Below are 17,234 nucleotides of genomic sequence, written 5' to 3' on the forward strand. Positions count from 1 at the left end.
CTTGCACGACCTGGAGGGCGTCACTGCCCTCCATTTGTTACATCAGTCTTCCAGCAGCTCTTCGGCAGTACCGAGGATGTTCTCCAGGGTGAAGCCGAACGCTTCGAACAATGCCGAAGCCGGCGCCGACTCACCGTAGGTGGTCATGCCGATGATACGACCTTCCAGGCCGACGTACTTGTACCAGAAGTCAGCGTGGGCAGCTTCGATGGCGATGCGCGCACCGACTTCCAGCGGCAGCACGGACTGCTTGTAGGCAGCGTCCTGGGCATCGAACACGCTGGTGCACGGCATGGAAACCACGCGCACCTTGCGGCCTTGCTCGGTCAGCTTGTCGAAGGCCTGAACAGCCAGGCCCACTTCGGAACCGGTGGCGATCAGAATCAGTTCAGGCTCGCCGGCGCAGTCCTTGAGCACATAGCCACCGCGGCTGATGTCGGCGATCTGCTGGGCATCGCGGTCCTGGTGCTGCAGGTTCTGGCGCGAGAAGATCAGCGCCGATGGGCCGTCCTTGCGCTCCAGGGCGTTTTTCCAGGACACGGCGGATTCCACCGCGTCGGCCGGGCGCCAGGTGTCCAGGTTCGGGGTGCTGCGCAGGCTGGTCAGCTGCTCGATCGGCTGGTGCGTCGGGCCGTCTTCGCCCAGACCGATGGAGTCGTGGGTGTACACGTGGATCACGCGCTGCTTCATCAGGGCCGACATGCGCACGGCGTTGCGGGCGTATTCCATGAACATCAGGAAGGTCGCGCCGTAAGGCACCAGGCCACCGTGCAGGGCAACGCCGTTCATGATGGCGGTCATGCCGAACTCGCGCACGCCGTAGAACACGTAGTTGCCGCTGGCGTCATTGGCTTCGACGCCCTTGCAACCTTTCCACAGGGTCAGGTTGGAGCCGGCCAGGTCGGCCGAACCACCGAGGAACTCGGGCAGCAGCGGGCCGAAGGCGTTCAGGGCGTTCTGGCTGGCCTTGCGGCTGGCGATGGTTTCGCCTTTGGCAGCCACTTCATTGATGTAGGCCTGGGCCTTTTCGCTGAAGTCGGCCGGCAGCTCGCCGCTGGCACGGCGCTTGAACTCGGCAGCCAGCTCCGGGTAGGCCTTGGCGTAGGCGTCGAAGCGCTGGTTCCACTCGGCTTCAACCTTGGCACCGGCGGCCTTGGCATCCCACTCGGCGTAGATGTCGGCCGGGATTTCGAACGGGCCGTGGTTCCAGTTCAGGGCCTGGCGGGTCAGGGCGATTTCGTCGTTGCCCAGCGGGGCACCGTGGCAGTCTTCCTTGCCCTGCTTGTTCGGCGAACCGAAACCGATGGTGGTCTTGCAGCAGATCAGGGTCGGGCGATCGCTCTTGCGGGCGGTCTCGATGGCCATCTTGATTTCTTCGGCATCGTGGCCGTCGACGTTGCGGATCACCTGCCAGTTGTAGGCCTCGAAGCGCGCGGGGGTGTTGTCGGTGAACCAGCCGTGCACTTCGCCATCGATGGAGATGCCGTTGTCGTCATAGAAGGCGATCAGCTTGTTCAGGCCCAGGGTGCCGGCCAGCGAGGCGACTTCATGGGAGATACCTTCCATCATGCAGCCGTCGCCGAGGAACACGTAGGTGTTGTGGTCGACGATGGTGTGGCCGTCACGGTTGAACTGGGCAGCCAGTACTTTTTCTGCCAGGGCGAAGCCCACGGCGTTGGCGATACCCTGGCCGAGCGGGCCGGTGGTGGTTTCAACGCCTGGGGTGTAGCCGTACTCCGGGTGGCCCGGGGTGCGGCTGTGCAGCTGGCGGAAGCCTTTGATGTCATCGATGGTGACGTCGTAGCCGGTCAGGTGCAGCAGCGAGTAGATCAGCATCGAACCGTGGCCGTTGGACAGCACGAAGCGGTCACGGTCGGCGAAGCTCGGGTTGCTCGGGTTGTGCTTCAGGTAGTCGCGCCAAAGCACTTCGGCGATATCCGCCATGCCCATGGGGGCACCTGGGTGGCCGCTGTTGGCCTTTTGCACGGCATCCATGCTGAGGGCACGAATGGCGTTGGCACGTTCACGACGGCTGGGCATCGCTGATCTCCTAGGGGGCTTGAATAGGTGGTGTCACGAAAAAGGCGGCCATTTTCGCCCACTGGGGGCGCTTGGGGCAAACATTTAAGCGCCAAGCGCCAGCTTTAAGCCGCAACTGAAGAAGCAGAGCGCGACTCGGGGCGCCCCAAAGCGTGTCACTTGAGGCTTTCGGCTTGCAGCTCATCGCCAATATCAAAACTTTTTGATATTGGCCTTGCTAGGGCATCGATGCCTGTCTAGACTGCCGCCCCATGAATCTGCGTGCGCAATCGATCCCCGAGCAACGCGAAACATTGGCCGCCCTGTGCAAAGCCAGTGGCGATGCGTTGCGCCTGAACGTATTGCGCGCACTGGCCAACGACTCGTTCGGCGTGCTGGAACTGGCGCAGATCTTCGACATCGGCCAGTCAGGCATGAGCCATCATCTCAAGGTGCTGGCTCAGGCCGACCTCGTGGCAACCCGCCGCGAAGGCAACGCCATCTTCTACCGCCGTGCCCTGCCCGATGGCCTGCGCCTGGGGGGGCGGCTGCACGCGGCGCTGCTCGAAGAAGTCGACGACCTGGCCCTGCCGCCCGATGTGCAGGCGCGCATAGCCCATGTCCAGCAGCGCCGGGCGGCCACCAGCCAGGACTTCTTCCTGCGCGTGGAAGAGAAATTCCGTGCCCAGCAGGACCTGATCGCCGGCCTTCCGCAGTACCGCGACAGCCTGCTGGCGCTGCTCGACAAACTGCATTTCGACCCGGCCGCCAGCGCGCTGGAAGTCGGGCCCGGCGACGGTGGCTTCCTGCCCGACCTGGCCCGGCGCTTCGCCCAGGTCACCGCCCTGGACAACAGCCCTACCATGCTCGAGCTTGCGCGCCAGGTGTGCCAGCGCGAAGGGCTCGACAACGTGAACCTGCAGTTGGCCGACGCACTGGGTGCAACGGATGTGGCCGCCGACTGCGTTGTGCTGAACATGGTGCTGCACCATTTCAGCGACCCGGCCCTGGCCTTGCGCCAGCTGGCCAAACGGGTGAAGGCAGGCGGCAGCCTGCTGGTCACCGAACTGTGCAGCCATGACCAGGGGTGGGCGCGCGAAGCCTGCGGCGACCTCTGGCTGGGCTTCGAACAGGATGACCTGGCGCGCTGGGCCAACGCTGCCGGGCTGGCCCATGCGGACAGCCTGTACGTGGGCTTGCGTAACGGTTTCCAGATCCAGGTCCGCCATTTTCAGCGGACGGCTGGCGACATACACCATCGGTAAATTTCAGGAACCTTCGAGATGAGCGAATACTCCCTTTTCACCTCCGAGTCCGTGTCCGAAGGGCATCCGGACAAGATCGCCGACCAGATTTCGGACGCTGTCCTTGATGCCATCATCGCCCAGGACAAATACGCCCGCGTAGCCTGCGAAACCCTGGTCAAGACCGGTGTCGCCATCATCGCCGGCGAAGTCACCACGTCGGCCTGGGTCGACCTGGAAGACCTGGTGCGCAAAGTCATCATCGACATCGGCTACAACAGCTCCGACGTCGGCTTCGACGGCGCCACCTGCGCCGTGATGAACATCATCGGCAAACAGTCGGTAGACATCGCCCAGGGCGTGGACCGCTCCAAGCCGGAAGACCAAGGCGCCGGTGACCAGGGCCTGATGTTCGGCTATGCCAGCAACGAAACCGAAGTCCTGATGCCTGCACCGATCTGCTTCTCGCACCGTCTGGTAGAACGCCAGGCCGAGGCACGCAAGTCCGGCCTGCTGCCATGGCTGCGCCCGGATGCCAAGTCGCAGGTCACCTGCCGCTACGAGAACGGCAAAGTGGTCGGTATCGACGCCGTGGTGCTGTCGACCCAGCACAACCCGGAGGTTTCGCAGAAAGACCTGCAAGAAGCCGTGATGGAGCTGATCGTCAAGCACACCCTGCCTGCCGAACTGCTGCACAAGGGCACCCAGTACCACATCAACCCGACCGGCAACTTCATCATCGGTGGCCCGGTGGGTGACTGTGGCCTGACCGGCCGCAAGATCATCGTCGACTCCTACGGCGGCATGGCCCGCCACGGTGGTGGTGCGTTCTCCGGCAAGGATCCGTCCAAGGTCGACCGCTCCGCCGCCTACGCCGGCCGCTACGTGGCCAAGAACATCGTCGCCGCCGGCCTGGCAGAGCGTTGCGAGATCCAGGTGTCGTACGCCATTGGCGTAGCCCAGCCGACGTCCATCTCGATCAACACCTTCGGTACCGGCAAGGTCTCCGACGACAAGATCATCCAGCTGGTGCGCGAATGCTTCGACCTGCGTCCGTACGCCATCACCACCATGCTCGACCTGCTGCACCCGATGTATCAGGAAACCGCTGCCTACGGCCACTTCGGCCGCACCCCGCAGCAGAAGACTGTCGGCGACGACACCTTCACCACCTTCACCTGGGAGCGCACCGACCGCGCCCAGTCGCTGCGTGACGCTGCCGGCCTGTAAATTTTCCTGCAGCGCTGGACGAAAGCCCCTGCCGAGCGATCGGCAGGGGCTTTTTTGTGCCTGTCACGGCATTTTCATCGCCTGTGAGATCGAGCGCCGCGCTGGTTTTTTGCGCAACCTCGGGATGGGAGACGAGCACCCGCGAAATATCACCTGACAACTGCACGCACCGTCCGCCCCGCTACCTGCCTACGCTAAGCGCTTCCCCGCCATGCAAGGATGCCAGGCCATGCCGTACCTGTTGTTGTTCGCCCTGCTATTTGCACTGAACGCCCCATTGGCCAGGGCTGCCTCATGCCCACAGTGGAGCCCGCAACAGGCCAAGGCCGAAGTTGCGCAACTCCGCGCCACGCTTGCCCGATGGGACGAGCACTACCATCGCCAGGGCATAGCCCTGGTGGCCGACGAACTGTACGACCAGAGCCGCGAGCGCCTGAACCACCTGCAGCAGTGCTTCGCGGTTGGCACCAGCCCCTCCCCTCTGGCCAGCGCTCGCGGCCCGGTCCCCCACCCCGTGCCGCATACCGGCGTCGACAAGCTGGCAGACCGCCAGGCCGTGGCGCGATGGATGGCCGGCAAGAGCGGCGTGTGGGTACAGCCCAAGGTCGACGGCGTAGCCGTTTCCCTCACCTACCAACAGGGCCGATTGGTGCAGCTGACCAGCCGGGGGGACGGCGTAAACGGCCATGACTGGAGCCGACACATCCCGCAACTCGACGCTGTCACTCGGCAGTTGCCTGAGGCGCTCGACCTGCACTTGCAAGGTGAGCTGTATCTGCGCCTGAGCGATCATGTGCAAGCCAAGGCAGGCAGCGCCAACGCCCGGGGTACCGTGGCCGGGCTGCTCGCACGCAAGCAACTGACTGGCGCACAAGGCAACGCTATCGGCCTGTTCGTGTGGGGCTGGCCGCACGGCCCCGAGCAACAGGCCGAACGCCTCGCCCAGCTGGCACGGCTGGGGTTTCCGGACAGCCAGCTTTACAGCATCGCCATCGACACGCTGGAGGATGCAGCACACTGGCGCGAGCACTGGTATCGCTCTGCTCTGCCCTTCGCCACCGACGGTGTAATCCTGCGCCAGAGCAGTCGGCCACCTGCCGAGCGCTGGCAGGCCAAGGCGCCCTACTGGATCGCGGCCTGGAAGTATCCCTATGCACAAGCCTTGGCCGAAGTACGCGACGTGCGCTTTCGGGTTGGCCGCACCGGCAGGGTCACGCCCGTGTTGCACTTGCTGCCGGTCACCCTGGACGACCGACGGATTACCCAGGTAAGCCTGGGTTCGCTGGCGCGCTGGCACACCCTCGACATCCGCCCCGGCGACCAGGTGGCCATCAGCCTGGCCGGGCTGACCATTCCACGCCTGGAGCAAGTGGTGCATCGCACGGTCGAACGCCAGGCGGTCGCCGCGCCTGCGCCCGACCGCTATCATGCCCACAGCTGCTGGCAAGCCAGCGAGGGCTGTGATGAGCAATTCATTGCCCGCCTCACCTGGCTTGGCGGTAAACAGGGCCTGGCCTTGCCCCGCACCGGGCCCGGCACATGGCGTCGGCTGGTCGAAGCGGGCTTGGTAACGTCCATGACCGATTGGCTGCAGCTCGATGCCGAGCGCCTGCAGCAGGCCCCCGGCATCAGCAGACTCACCGCGGCACACCTGCTGGGCAGTTTCGACGAAGCCCGCTCACGCCCCTTCGATCAATGGCTGCGCGCCCTTGGCGTGCCCATTGGCAAGCATTTGCCACTGACTGGCGACTGGCAGGCGCTGGCTTCACGCAGCGCCGGGCAATGGCAAACTGTGCCCGGCATCGGCGCAAAACGCTCGCGCCAACTTGTGGAATTTTTCGCGGCCTCTGAGGTGCAAGCCATCGCCGCACAGTTGGCCGAAACCGGCATAGAAGGTTTCCGGCCCCCACCCCAGCGCATTGAGCAATGATTTTTTACCAAATAGTGCGTAGGAAAAACCTGAGACTCGAGCAGAAAACCTCACCAAGGGTTTCTAAATGGGCAAAACCAAGGCAGGATTTCCCCCAACTTTTGCTGCCCCGCCCCGTTCAGGAGGCTTTTCATGAAACGTATTTCGACTCTTTTCCTGCTCGCAACACTGGGCCTGGCTGCGGGTACTGCTCAGGCTGCCCAGCCGGACGCCGGGCTGACCGGTTGCGCCGCCAAGCGCAGCGCCATCGAAAACCAGCTGAAAATTGCCCGTGACCACGGCAACAGCGGCCAGGTTGCAGGGCTGGAAGAAGCTCTGCGCGGTGTGGACAACTGCACCGACGCCAGCCTGCGCAAGGAACGTGAGCAGAAGGTGCTCGATGCACGTCACGAAGTGGCGCAGCGGGAAAAGGACTTGAAGAAGGCCGAGAAGAAAGGCGACGCCGAGAAGATCAACAAGCGCAAGGACAAACTGGCCGATTCGCGTAAAGAGCTGCAGGAAGCGGTCGACGATCTCGACCGTTAAGGCATCTGGCCAGCAAGCCTGGTCTTTGTGGGAGCGGCTTTGTGTCGCGATAGGGCCGCGCGGCGGCTCCAGCTATGCATGCATTTTTGCTGAAATACTGGGGCCGCTGAGCGGCCCTATCGCGACACAAGGCCGCTCCCACAGGAATTTGTACAAGCCCCGAAGGTTTGCGCGAACAGCACAGCCATTCAATGATTACGAAATTCGTTATGACAGGCCTTGCACGCAGACTCGACCTTGTCCATCGGTGCCTTCAGTTGCGCAGCATCCAGTGGCTGATTGCGGGTGACATCGACCAGTTCGCCGGTGACGCCCTCAAGCTGCCGGGCCAGGTCATGAAACCGCGCCTGGCGCTCCCACACTTCGGCGCGGGCGGCGCTGTCACCACCATCGCGCACCTGTGGAAAATGCTGCCACGGCTGATGCGACAGGCTGTCCAGCTTCAGCGCACCGTCGGCAAACTTCACCCCGTCGAACGGCAACCGGCCACGCAGCATGCCACCCAGGTCTTCGCTGGTCTTGAGCATGTCCTTGAAGATCACCTTGCGTTTACCCAGCGGCGAGTTCGGGTCAACCCGGTCACACCCCGTCAAAGCCCCTACCAGGGCAAGTGCAGCCAGCAGAACAACGGTCAATCGCTTCAACATCACGCTCACTTCGGCCTACGCAAATGGGCGGCCAGTATCGCTGCCACTGGGCCAAACACCAATAGCCACATAAAAGACAGGGGCGAACCTTCATGTTCGCTCATGACAGGAATGCACACATGAAATCTGCCCTGCGCCACCTGGCCTGGACACTGCCGGTGCTGGCTTTGCTGGCCGGCTGCAACGGCGGCGAGAGCGCCAAGCCCGAGCCCCACGCTGTCGCCACCTATGCCCCGGCCACTTGGAAAGACTTGCCGGCCGTCAGCGATGAAGACCTGCTGGCCGGCTTTTATGCATGGCGCAACGGCTGCGAAAAACTCAAGCGCGACCCGGTGTGGGCCGCCACCTGCGAAGCGGCCGGCAGCGCCACAGCCAGCGCCGCCCAAGTGCGAACCTTCCTTGAACAGAACCTGCAGGTGTACGGCCTGCGCTCTGCAGAAAACAATGCCAACGGCCTGATTACCGGCTACTACGAGCCGGTCTACCCTGGCAGCCTGAGCCAATCGGCAACCAACCATGTGGCGGTCTACGGCATCCCTGATGACATGATCGTGGTCGACCTGGCCAGCGTGTACCCCGAACTGAAGGGCAAACGCCTGCGCGGCCGTCTGGAGGGTCGGGTGCTCAAGCCCTATGACACGGCCGAGGTCATCAACCGTAACGGCGTCCAGGCACCGGTGCTGGCCTGGCTGACCGACCCGATGGACCTGCAGTTCCTGCAGATCCAGGGTTCTGGCCGGGTGCAACTGGAAGACGGTCGTCAACTGCGCCTGGGCTACGCCGACCAGAACGGCCACCCCTATCGGCCGATCGGCCGCTGGCTGGTGGAGCAGGGTCAGCTGAAAAAAGAAGACGTGAGCATGGGCGCCATTCACGCCTGGGCCCAGGCCAACCCGCAGCGCGTACCAGAGCTGCTGGCCAGCAACCCCAGCTATGTATTCTTCAGCACCCGCCCGGACAGCAACGAAGGCCCGCGAGGCTCGCTGAACGTACCGCTTACCGCCGGCTACAGCGTGGCCATCGACCGCAAGGTGATTCCCCTGGGCAGCTTGTTGTGGCTGTCTACCACACGCCCGGACGGCTCGCCGGTGGTACGACCGGTTGGCGCGCAAGACACCGGCGGGGCGATTACCGGCGAAGTGCGCGCTGACCTGTTCTGGGGCACAGGGCCAGAAGCCGGCGAACTGGCCGGGAACATGAAGCAGCAAGGGCAGATCTGGATGCTGTGGCCCAAGGGCCAGCCACTGCCTGAGGTGCCCAAGGTACCTTGACCGTTGCTGCCTTCTTCGCGGGAGCTGCCCGCGAAGAAGGCCACTCGGTTTCAGATGGAAACCACGAAGAACGACACGATAAGTGCCAAGCCGGCAAGCCACACCAGCGACCGCAAGGCAGCCCAGTCGGCCAGGTAGCAGATGATGTAAAGCAAGCGGCTGGTGATATACATCACCCCCAGTACATCCTGGGTCACCTGCTCGGCATTGCCGACGATATCCGCCACAAGCACCGCCGCAGCAAATGCCGGAAACGCTTCGTAGCCATTCTGCTGCGCAGCATGGGCACGCCGTGGCAGGCCCGACAAGGTATCGAGGAAGGCTCGCGGATCGTGATTGTCCTTGAGGCCGAAGCGGCCACTGCTCGCCTTGGCGATCAAGGCACAAAGCGGGTTCAACAGCAGGGCAATCAGGATGCACCACAGGGCAACAGTCATGGACAGGACTCCTTGTTCAGTCTTCAGGTCAAAGCTTCATTACCAGCATGCCGGCCAATACCAGCCCGCAAGCTAGGAGTCTCGGCCCGCCAAAAGGTTCTTTGAGGTAGCGCATACCCAGCAGCACCACCAGGATCACGCTCAATTCCCGCAGTGCCGCCGCTTCGGCCACAGACCCCAGGTGCATGGCCCACAGCACCAGGGCATAGCTGAACAATACGCAGAACCCTACCGCCAACCCAAGGCGCCATTGGGTTCGCCAGAACAGTACGAATGGCGCCCGCCGCGCTACGCTCGCCAACAACGGGAATTGCCAGGCGCTGAGCAGGGTCAGCCAGACCAGGTAATCCCACGGTTTGCCCCACAGGCGCACGGCCTGGCCGTCGAACCAGGTGTAGCAACCAATGCACAGGCCAATCAAGGCAACCACCGGCAGCATCGACCATGGTAGCCGGTCACCGCCGCCGCCCTGCCACAACAGACAGGCCATGCCACAGGGGATCAACAGGATACCGATGATCTGCTGCTGGCTCAGCGATTCCCCGGCAAAGGCCAGGGTCAGCCCCAGCACCACCAACGGTGACAGCCCGCGCATCAGAGGATAGACCAGCCCCAGGTCGCCCACGCGGTAGGCCTGGATCAGCAAATAACGGTACAACTGCTCAGCCAGTGCCGAAGCAACCAACCAAGGCCAGATTTCAGCAGGCGGAACATCCATGAAGGGCACCGCCAGCACCGCGAAGGCCAGCGCCACCGTGTCCATGCTGGCGATGACCAGCAAGCGCTCGCCGCTGAATTTGATCAGGGTATTCCAGGTTGCATGCAGCAGGGCGGCAACCAGCACCAGAGATGTTGCCAACACGCCTTCTTGTCCTTATGGCTTTTCATGGCTGTGAATATATAGCGTTCAGGGGGGCTTTGTGGGAGCGGGCATGCCCGCGAAGAATGCAACTCGGTGTATGGCACCGGCTTTGCCGGTGTTCGCGGGCACGCCCGCTCCCACAGGGTAACCAGTGCAGACTGTCACGGGAACGATTTGGACTAATTCGGTCAAACCCTGTGCCCCGAACCCCGTGCCAGGTCATCAAAGAACTGCCCGAGTCACTCGGGTAACGACTTGGAAGCCACTGTTACAGGATTCGGGATGCTTGAATTAGTTGCCGCGTTTATCTGCCTCACCACACTTCTGACCTATGTGAACTACCGTTTCATCGGCCTGCCCCCCGCCATCGGCGTGATGGTCACGGCGCTGCTGTTTTCCCTGATGTTGCAGGGCCTGAGCCTTATCGGCTTCCCTGGCCTGGAAGAACGCGTCGAAGGGCTGATGAACCAGATCGACTTCAACGACCTGCTCATGCACTGGATGCTGGCGTTCCTGCTGTTTGCCGGCGCCCTGCACGTCAACCTCAGCGACCTGCGCAGCTACCGCTGGCCGATCGGCCTGCTGGCCACCTTAGGCGTGCTGATCGCCACCGTGGTCATCGGCTACCTGGCGCATTGGGTGTTTGCCCTGTTCGGCTGGCAGGTCCCCCTGATCTACTGCCTGCTGTTCGGTGCACTGATCTCACCAACCGACCCGATTGCCGTGCTTGGCGCGCTGCGTACTGCCAATGCGCCCAAACCGCTTAAAACCACCATCGTCGGCGAGTCACTGTTCAACGACGGCACGGCAGTCGTGGTATTCACCGTGTTGCTGGGCATCATCCAGCTGGGTGAAACACCGAGCATGACCGACACGGCGATCCTGTTCGCCCGCGAGGCCATTGGCGGCGTGGTGTTCGGTGGCCTGATCGGCTACGCCACCTACCGGATGATCAAGAGTGTCGAGCAGTACCAGGTGGAAGTCATGCTGACCCTGGCGTTGGTAATCGGTGGTTCGGCGATGTGCTACGAACTGCATGTGTCGGCACCGATCGCCATGGTGGTGGCAGGCCTGATCATCGGCAACCTGGGGCGCAACCTGGCGATGAATGACATGACCCGCCGTTACATGGACGGTTTCTGGGAGCTGATCGACGACATGTTCAATGCCCTGCTGTTCGCATTGATCGGCCTGGAGCTGTTGCTGCTGCCGTTCAACTGGATGCACCTGGCGGCCGGCGGCGTGCTGGCGCTGGCAGTGCTGCTGTCGCGCCTGCTGACGGTGGCCCCGGCGATCGTGCTGCTGCGGCGCTGGCGCCCGGTGCCCAAAGGCACGGTGCGGGTGCTGACCTGGGGCGGCCTGCGCGGTGGCGTGTCGGTGGCACTTGCACTGTCGCTACCGCTGGGCGAGGAACGGGACCTGCTGCTGTCGATCACCTACATCGTGGTGTTGTCGTCGATTCTGGTGCAGGGGTTGAGCATTGGGCGGGTGGTGCGCAAGGTCAGCGCCCAGCCCTGAGAATGCCGGGGCCGCTTTGCGGCCCATTCGCGGGTAAACCCGCTCCTACGGGTCGCGTACGCCTGTAGGAGCGGGTTCACCCGCGAAGAGGCCGGCACAGGCAACCAGAATCTATTCGACTGCCGAATCCGGGAACTGGTCCTGCACATACTTGATCTCGGTGCGCCCATGGGCTGCCGGCAAGCCATCCTCACCCAGGTTGACGAACACCATCTTGTCGACAGTCAGAATGCTCTTGCGGGTGATCTTGTTACGCACTTCGCACTTGAGGGTGATCGAGGTGCGGCCGAACGCGGTAGCGGTGATGCCTAGCTCGATGATGTCACCCTGACGCGAAGCACTGACGAAGTTGATTTCCGACATGTACTTGGTCACCACACGCTGGTTGCCCAGCTGGACGATGGCGTAGATCGCCGCCTCTTCATCGATCCAGCGCAACAGGCTGCCACCGAACAGGGTGCCATTGGGGTTGAGGTCTTCGGGTTTAACCCACTTGCGGGTGTGAAAGTTCATCTGTACTCCTGACCTGCTTGGCTAACGTGTAGCAATGATGGCAGAGCGGCTGCCTTCGCTCCATTGAACATCGACTATCGTCGCGATTAATCGACGGAAAACCTTGGGCAAGCCGGCGGGGGCAGCTATAATCTGCGCCGTTTTACATGGTTGCCCACAGCGGTGCCATGCCCGCCACCTGTCCGAGGGGCGCTGCAGCAGGCTAGGCCTGTCAGGCTCGGATGGGGCGTTGCTCGCTCCCGCGAGCGCTTAACGCACAACGGCGCCCATTCGCACATTACGAATGGAGGCTCTCATGAGCGCTGCAAACATGCCTGCTGGTTTTACCGATTACAAAGTCGCCGACATCTCCCTGGCCGCCTGGGGCCGTCGCGAAACCATCATTGCCGAATCGGAAATGCCTGCGCTGATGGGCCTGCGTCGCAAGTACCTGGCCGAGCAACCGCTCAAGGGTGCGAAGATCCTGGGCTGCATCCACATGACCATCCAGACCGCCGTGCTGATCGAAACCCTGGTTGCCCTGGGTGCCGAAGTGCGCTGGTCGTCCTGCAACATCTTCTCGACTCAAGACCAGGCCGCCGCCTCGATCGCCGCCGCCGGTATCCCGGTATTTGCTTGGAAAGGTGAAACCGAAGAAGAGTACGAGTGGTGCCTGGAGCAGACCATCCTGAAAGATGGCCAGCCATGGGACGCCAACATGATCCTCGACGACGGTGGTGACCTGACCGAACTGCTGCACAAGAAGTACCCGCAGGTACTGGACCGTGTGCACGGCGTGACCGAAGAGACCACCACCGGCGTACACCGCCTGCTGGACATGCTGGCCAAGGGCGAGCTGAAAGTCCCGGCGATCAACGTCAACGACTCGGTCACCAAGAGCAAGAACGACAACAAGTACGGCTGCCGTCACAGCCTGAACGATGCCATCAAGCGTGGTACCGACCACCTGCTGTCGGGCAAGCAGGCCCTGGTGATCGGCTACGGTGACGTGGGCAAGGGCTCGGCCCAGTCCCTGCGTCAGGAAGGCATGATCGTCAAGGTCTCCGAAGTTGATCCAATCTGCGCCATGCAGGCCTGCATGGACGGCTTCGAGCTGGTCTCGCCGTTCATCGACGGTATCAACGACGGCACCGAAGCCAGCATCGACAAGGCTCTGCTGGGCAAGATCGACCTGATCGTGACCACCACCGGTAACGTCAACGTCTGCGACGCCAACATGCTCAAGGCCCTGAAAAAGCGTGCCGTAGTCTGCAACATCGGCCACTTCGACAACGAGATCGACACCGCCTTCATGCGCAAGAACTGGGCCTGGGAAGAGGTCAAGCCGCAGGTTCACAAGGTCCACCGTACCGGCGCTGGCAGCTTCGACCCGCAGAACGACGACTACCTGATCCTGCTGGCCGAAGGCCGCCTGGTCAACCTGGGCAACGCCACTGGCCACCCAAGCCGCATCATGGACGGCTCGTTCGCCAACCAGGTTCTGGCACAGATCTTCCTGTTCGAGCAGAAGTTCGCTGACCTGCCGGCCGAAAAGAAAGCCGAGCGCCTGACCGTTGAAGTGCTGCCGAAGAAACTCGACGAAGAAGTGGCCCTGGAAATGGTCCGCGGCTTCGGCGGCGTGGTCACCCAGCTGACCAAACAGCAAGCCGACTACATCGGCGTGACCGTCGAAGGCCCGTTCAAGCCGCACGCCTACCGCTACTAAGCGGCAAGCTTGAAGCTGCAAGTGGCAAGCAAAGGCATACCGTGCCGTTGCCACTTGCAGCTCCAGAAACACAGATCTTGAACGACGCCCAAGCCAGACCGGCCATCACCGATCTGGCTTTTACTTGCAGCTTGCCGTTAGACGCTTGTTGCCAGAGGAACGCCTGATGTCACAAGAACGCCGCTACAGTTTCGAGTTCTTCCCAACCAAGACCGACGCCGGTCACGAAAAGCTGATGGGCGTCGCCCGCCAGCTGGCCACCTATAACCCGGACTTCTTCTCCTGCACCTACGGTGCCGGTGGCTCGACCCGCGACCGCACGCTCAATACCGTGCTGCAGCTGGAAAGCGAAGTGAAGATACCTGCCGCGCCGCACCTGTCGTGCGTGGGCGACACCAAGGCCGAGTTGCGCGCCCTGCTGGCCGAGTACAAGGCCGCCGGCATCAAACGCATTGTCGCTTTGCGTGGTGACCTGCCGTCGGGCATGGGCATGGCCAGTGGTGAACTGCGCTATGCCAGTGACCTGGTCGAGTTCATCCGCCAGGAAACCGCTGATCACTTCCACCTGGAAGTGGCTGCCTACCCGGAAATGCACCCGCAGGCGCGCAACTTCGAGGCGGATCTGGCCAACTTTGTGCACAAGGTCAAGGCCGGTGCCGACAGCGCCATCACCCAGTACTTCTTCAACGCCGACAGCTACTTCTACTTCGTCGAGCGTGCACAGAAGCTGGGCGTGGACATTCCGGTGGTACCGGGCATCATGCCGATCACCAACTACAGCAAGCTGGCCCGCTTCTCCGATGCCTGTGGCGCCGAGATCCCGCGCTGGATCCGCAAGCAGCTGGAAGCCTATGCCGACGACACCGCCAGCATCCAGGCCTTTGGCGAAGAAGTGATTACCCGCATGTGCGAACAGCTGTTGCAAGGCGGCGCGCCGGGCCTGCACTTCTATACCTTGAACCAGGCTGAACCGAGCCTGGCGATCTGGAACAACCTGAAGCTGCCGCGCTGAAATCTTTTGGCAAAGTCTGCTTAAGAAATGATTAAGGCTTTGGTCATAGACTAAAGCCTTATTCATTTTCGGGTTAAACAGGTCTTGCCTGCCATGCAGCACACCCAACCTTCGCGCCCACAGCTTGTATACCTGGCTTTTGGCCCGGCAACCTACCATCAGGAAGCCTGCTTCAGCATCGTCAGCGCCCTCGCCCAGTTGGGCAGCGCAGCCGGCGAGGCCATGGACATCCAGGTTTACACCGACAATGCGCAGCCCTACGCCAAGCTGCCCGTCACCGTCCACCTGCTGGACGAGGCCACGCGCCAGGCATGGAATGCCCCGCACGGTTATCACTTTCGCAGCAAGCATGTGCTGTTGCGCCAGGTACTGCAGCAACACCCGCTGGCAGTGCTGATCGACACAGACACCTTCTTCCGCACTTCGCCGTTGCACCTGTTCGCCCGTGTAGCGCCCAACCGCCTGCTGTGCAACGCTATCGGCACACGCTACGGCGCTAACCAGAAGTGCCTGTTGTACAAGAACCTGCTGACCCTTCTCGAGTCCCGGGGACTGGCCGACTGCCAGATGCCGCTCATCAATTCCGGCGTTATCGGCCTCACTGCCGAGGACTGCGGCACCCTGGACCGCTCCATCGCCATGATGGACGAATTCTACCCCTTGGCTCGCGAGGCCTATACCCTTGAGGAGTTCTGCCTGGCAGTAGCGGCCTACCGCAACCTGGAGCTGGCCGAGTGTACCGATGTCATCCATCACTACTGGAGCCGGAAGGCGCAGTTCCGCGCCAAGATCCAGGCCTGGCTGCGCAAGCACGACCACGACCCACTCAGCCCCTCGGCCCTGGCCGACGTTGCGCGGGTCAACGACCAACTGCCGCGGCCACCCACCCTCCACCGTTTGGGTTACAAGGCGCTGAGCCTGACCCTGCCCAGCCACGAGCGCCAGTTCGCCCGCGAATTGCTCTATGGCTGCTACCCCTACCCCAATGAGTTTGACCGCGCCTGCGCGTCCGCCTGGTGGGACAAGGCCCTGGAAAACCTCAATGACCGCTACGGCTACATGGAGCCCGAGCGGCTGCGTCAGTGCCTGCGCCATCCGGGGCTACGGCTATCGCTGGGCGAGCGGCGCAAGGATATCGAGGCGCATCTGCTGCGAACCACTCACGCCTGATGTGCCCGCAAAATTCATTGTCTTGCGCGGCTTTATGGGAGCGGGCGCGCCCGCGAAGAGAGCAACCCGATCGTTGGCACCGGCTTCGCCGGTGTTCGCGGGCACGCCCGCTCCTACATCGTGCATGCCTTTACCGTATACCGGCCGAGCGCGTAATCTCCGGCCATGCCACATATCGCCCGTCTGTTCTGGATCCTCCTGCTCGTTTGCCTGAGCCCGTTGGCTCTGGGCGAACGCTTGCGCCTGGTAACCGACGACTGGGCACCTTATGTGTTTCAGCACAACGGCCAACCGCGCGGCATCGACTACGAAGTCGCCAGCCAGGTCTTCGCACGCCTCGGCGTCGAGGTGGAGTGGCAATTCCTGCCTTGGAAGCGCTGCTTGGCGATGGCTGAGCAGGGCCTTGCCGATGGCATTCTCGACATTTTCCAGACGGACGCGCGCCAACCCTACATGGTGTACGGCTCCGAACCCATGTCGGAGGTCGAATTCGTCCTGTTCCAAAGCCGCACGCGCCGCCATGCCGTCACCCACCTGGACGACCTCGCCGGCCTCACCGTCGGCACATCGCCCGGCTACGCCTACGGTCAAGCGTTCACCGAGGCCCCGCACTTCAAGCGCGAAGCCGCACCCACCCACGAAGCCAACTTCGGCAAGCTGGTGCTGGGCCGTATCGACCTGGCGATCACCGACCGCAGGGTCGGGCATTACCTGCTCCGCCAGCTCGGCCTGCAACAGCAAGTCGAAGAACTGCCGCTGGTAGTCAGCCGCCAGGCACAGTATTTGGGCCTGGTGCGCAAGCCTGGGCGCGAAGCACTGGCCGTGGCCTTTGCCGAAGAGCTGCAGCGGTTCAAGCAGGAACCGGCCTACGCAGCGATCAGCAACCGCTATACAAGCGACACTGGAAACATTCTCAACGCCGTTGAGCAGCAGGAAAGCAGCACAGCGCGATAGCTCTGTTATACTCGGGCCTTCCCGCCCGGCTCACGCCCGGACGCTCGGCCTCGCAACAGGCATCCCGATCGGTACCGACGCCCCTTCGCGTCCAGCCTCCGTTTCCCGGATGTGCAGTGAAAGCCCAGCTGGACCGGACGCGATCGCATTTCACCGATGCCCGTCGCGCCAGGCAGAACATCCCAACGGGCCCAGCC

15 protein-coding genes and 1 riboswitch are annotated in these 17,234 nt (G+C 62.7%); of the genes, 10 read left to right on the forward strand and 5 right to left on the reverse strand.

Annotated elements, in window-relative coordinates; all coding sequences use genetic code 11:
* Positions 1-42 precede the first annotated feature (42 nt).
* Entirely contained in the window at positions 43-2,040 is a 1,998-nt protein-coding gene (tkt, locus tag AC3WLP_RS04970; protein ID WP_012053896.1) for a transketolase, read from the reverse strand.
* Between the two features lie 251 nt (positions 2,041-2,291).
* Between tkt and AC3WLP_RS04975 the strand changes: the two genes are divergently transcribed.
* From AC3WLP_RS04975 to AC3WLP_RS04990, 4 genes are all read left to right on the forward strand, one after another.
* Entirely contained in the window at positions 2,292-3,284 is a 993-nt protein-coding gene (locus tag AC3WLP_RS04975; RefSeq protein ID WP_003249377.1) for an ArsR/SmtB family transcription factor, read from the forward strand.
* A gap of 18 nt (positions 3,285-3,302) precedes the next feature.
* The gene (metK, locus tag AC3WLP_RS04980) at positions 3,303-4,493 is read left to right on the forward strand and encodes a methionine adenosyltransferase (protein WP_003249375.1); all 1,191 of its coding nucleotides are present in this window, start codon (positions 3,303-3,305) and stop codon (positions 4,491-4,493) included.
* 229 nt (positions 4,494-4,722) lie between these two features.
* Positions 4,723-6,423, forward strand: coding sequence for an NAD-dependent DNA ligase LigB (gene ligB / locus AC3WLP_RS04985; RefSeq protein WP_088513298.1), 1,701 nt, complete (start codon positions 4,723-4,725; stop codon positions 6,421-6,423).
* A 132-nt stretch (positions 6,424-6,555) separates the two neighbouring features.
* On the forward strand, positions 6,556-6,948 hold the full coding sequence (locus AC3WLP_RS04990) for a DUF1090 domain-containing protein (protein ID WP_012053898.1): 393 nt from the start codon (positions 6,556-6,558) through the stop codon (positions 6,946-6,948).
* 188 nt (positions 6,949-7,136) lie between these two features.
* Here AC3WLP_RS04990 and AC3WLP_RS04995 read toward each other — a convergent pair whose 3' ends face one another.
* Entirely contained in the window at positions 7,137-7,595 is a 459-nt protein-coding gene (locus tag AC3WLP_RS04995) for a c-type cytochrome (RefSeq protein ID WP_012053899.1), read from the reverse strand.
* Positions 7,596-7,714: 119 nt separating this feature from the next.
* On the opposite strand from AC3WLP_RS04995, the gene mltA reads away from it, so the two are divergent.
* Positions 7,715-8,866, forward strand: coding sequence for a murein transglycosylase A (gene mltA, locus AC3WLP_RS05000; RefSeq protein ID WP_004576621.1), 1,152 nt, complete (start codon positions 7,715-7,717; stop codon positions 8,864-8,866).
* A gap of 50 nt (positions 8,867-8,916) precedes the next feature.
* Here the strand turns inward: mltA and AC3WLP_RS05005 are convergent, their stop codons facing one another.
* Together AC3WLP_RS05005 and AC3WLP_RS05010 are read right to left on the reverse strand one after the other, a co-directional pair.
* Positions 8,917-9,303, reverse strand: a complete 387-nt coding sequence (locus AC3WLP_RS05005; RefSeq protein WP_003249368.1) for an MAPEG family protein — start codon at positions 9,301-9,303, stop codon at positions 8,917-8,919.
* 28 nt (positions 9,304-9,331) lie between these two features.
* A complete protein-coding gene (locus AC3WLP_RS05010) occupies positions 9,332-10,165 on the reverse strand; it encodes an EamA family transporter (protein WP_088513299.1) in 834 nt (277 codons plus the stop codon).
* A gap of 282 nt (positions 10,166-10,447) precedes the next feature.
* Here AC3WLP_RS05010 and AC3WLP_RS05015 point away from each other — a divergent pair, with 282 nt between their 5' ends.
* Positions 10,448-11,683: a cation:proton antiporter gene (locus AC3WLP_RS05015; RefSeq protein WP_088513300.1), complete on the forward strand. Its 1,236-nt coding sequence runs from the start codon at positions 10,448-10,450 to the stop codon at positions 11,681-11,683.
* A 111-nt stretch (positions 11,684-11,794) separates the two neighbouring features.
* On the opposite strand, the gene AC3WLP_RS05020 is transcribed toward AC3WLP_RS05015, so the two are convergent.
* A complete protein-coding gene (locus AC3WLP_RS05020; protein WP_003249362.1) occupies positions 11,795-12,196 on the reverse strand; it encodes an acyl-CoA thioesterase in 402 nt (133 codons plus the stop codon).
* Between the two features lie 178 nt (positions 12,197-12,374).
* A riboswitch (S-adenosyl-L-homocysteine riboswitch) is annotated at positions 12,375-12,471 on the forward strand.
* 20 nt (positions 12,472-12,491) lie between these two features.
* On the opposite strand from AC3WLP_RS05020, the gene ahcY reads away from it, so the two are divergent.
* From ahcY to AC3WLP_RS05040, 4 genes are all read left to right on the forward strand, one after another.
* Positions 12,492-13,901 carry an adenosylhomocysteinase gene (gene ahcY, locus AC3WLP_RS05025; protein ID WP_012053902.1) on the forward strand — a complete coding sequence of 470 codons (1,410 nt, stop codon included), beginning with the start codon at positions 12,492-12,494 and terminating at the stop codon, positions 13,899-13,901.
* A gap of 166 nt (positions 13,902-14,067) precedes the next feature.
* Positions 14,068-14,913: a methylenetetrahydrofolate reductase [NAD(P)H] gene (gene metF, locus AC3WLP_RS05030; protein ID WP_003249357.1), complete on the forward strand. Its 846-nt coding sequence runs from the start codon at positions 14,068-14,070 to the stop codon at positions 14,911-14,913.
* Positions 14,914-15,006: 93 nt separating this feature from the next.
* Positions 15,007-16,083: a hypothetical protein gene (locus AC3WLP_RS05035; protein ID WP_012053903.1), complete on the forward strand. Its 1,077-nt coding sequence runs from the start codon at positions 15,007-15,009 to the stop codon at positions 16,081-16,083.
* A 165-nt stretch (positions 16,084-16,248) separates the two neighbouring features.
* Positions 16,249-17,037: a substrate-binding periplasmic protein gene (locus tag AC3WLP_RS05040; RefSeq protein WP_014754660.1), complete on the forward strand. Its 789-nt coding sequence runs from the start codon at positions 16,249-16,251 to the stop codon at positions 17,035-17,037.
* The last annotated feature ends 197 nt before the right edge of the window (positions 17,038-17,234 follow it).

Source organism: Pseudomonas sp. FW305-E2 (assembly GCF_058782925.1).

Bases quoted from the DNA above. Each gene is read 5' to 3' on its own strand.
- tkt (WP_012053896.1), bottom strand. From the start codon at position 2,040: ATGCCCAGCCGTCGTGAACGTGCCAACGCCATTCGTGCCCTCAGCATG.
- AC3WLP_RS04975 (WP_003249377.1), top strand. From the start codon at position 2,292: ATGAATCTGCGTGCGCAATCGATCCCCGAGCAACGCGAAACATTGGCC.
- metK (WP_003249375.1), top strand. From the start codon at position 3,303: ATGAGCGAATACTCCCTTTTCACCTCCGAGTCCGTGTCCGAAGGGCAT.
- ligB (WP_088513298.1), top strand. From the start codon at position 4,723: ATGCCGTACCTGTTGTTGTTCGCCCTGCTATTTGCACTGAACGCCCCA.
- AC3WLP_RS04990 (WP_012053898.1), top strand. From the start codon at position 6,556: ATGAAACGTATTTCGACTCTTTTCCTGCTCGCAACACTGGGCCTGGCT.
- AC3WLP_RS04995 (WP_012053899.1), bottom strand. From the start codon at position 7,595: ATGTTGAAGCGATTGACCGTTGTTCTGCTGGCTGCACTTGCCCTGGTA.
- mltA (WP_004576621.1), top strand. From the start codon at position 7,715: ATGAAATCTGCCCTGCGCCACCTGGCCTGGACACTGCCGGTGCTGGCT.
- AC3WLP_RS05005 (WP_003249368.1), bottom strand. From the start codon at position 9,303: ATGACTGTTGCCCTGTGGTGCATCCTGATTGCCCTGCTGTTGAACCCG.
- AC3WLP_RS05015 (WP_088513300.1), top strand. From the start codon at position 10,448: ATGCTTGAATTAGTTGCCGCGTTTATCTGCCTCACCACACTTCTGACC.
- AC3WLP_RS05020 (WP_003249362.1), bottom strand. From the start codon at position 12,196: ATGAACTTTCACACCCGCAAGTGGGTTAAACCCGAAGACCTCAACCCC.
- ahcY (WP_012053902.1), top strand. From the start codon at position 12,492: ATGAGCGCTGCAAACATGCCTGCTGGTTTTACCGATTACAAAGTCGCC.
- metF (WP_003249357.1), top strand. From the start codon at position 14,068: ATGTCACAAGAACGCCGCTACAGTTTCGAGTTCTTCCCAACCAAGACC.
- AC3WLP_RS05035 (WP_012053903.1), top strand. From the start codon at position 15,007: ATGCAGCACACCCAACCTTCGCGCCCACAGCTTGTATACCTGGCTTTT.
- AC3WLP_RS05040 (WP_014754660.1), top strand. From the start codon at position 16,249: ATGCCACATATCGCCCGTCTGTTCTGGATCCTCCTGCTCGTTTGCCTG.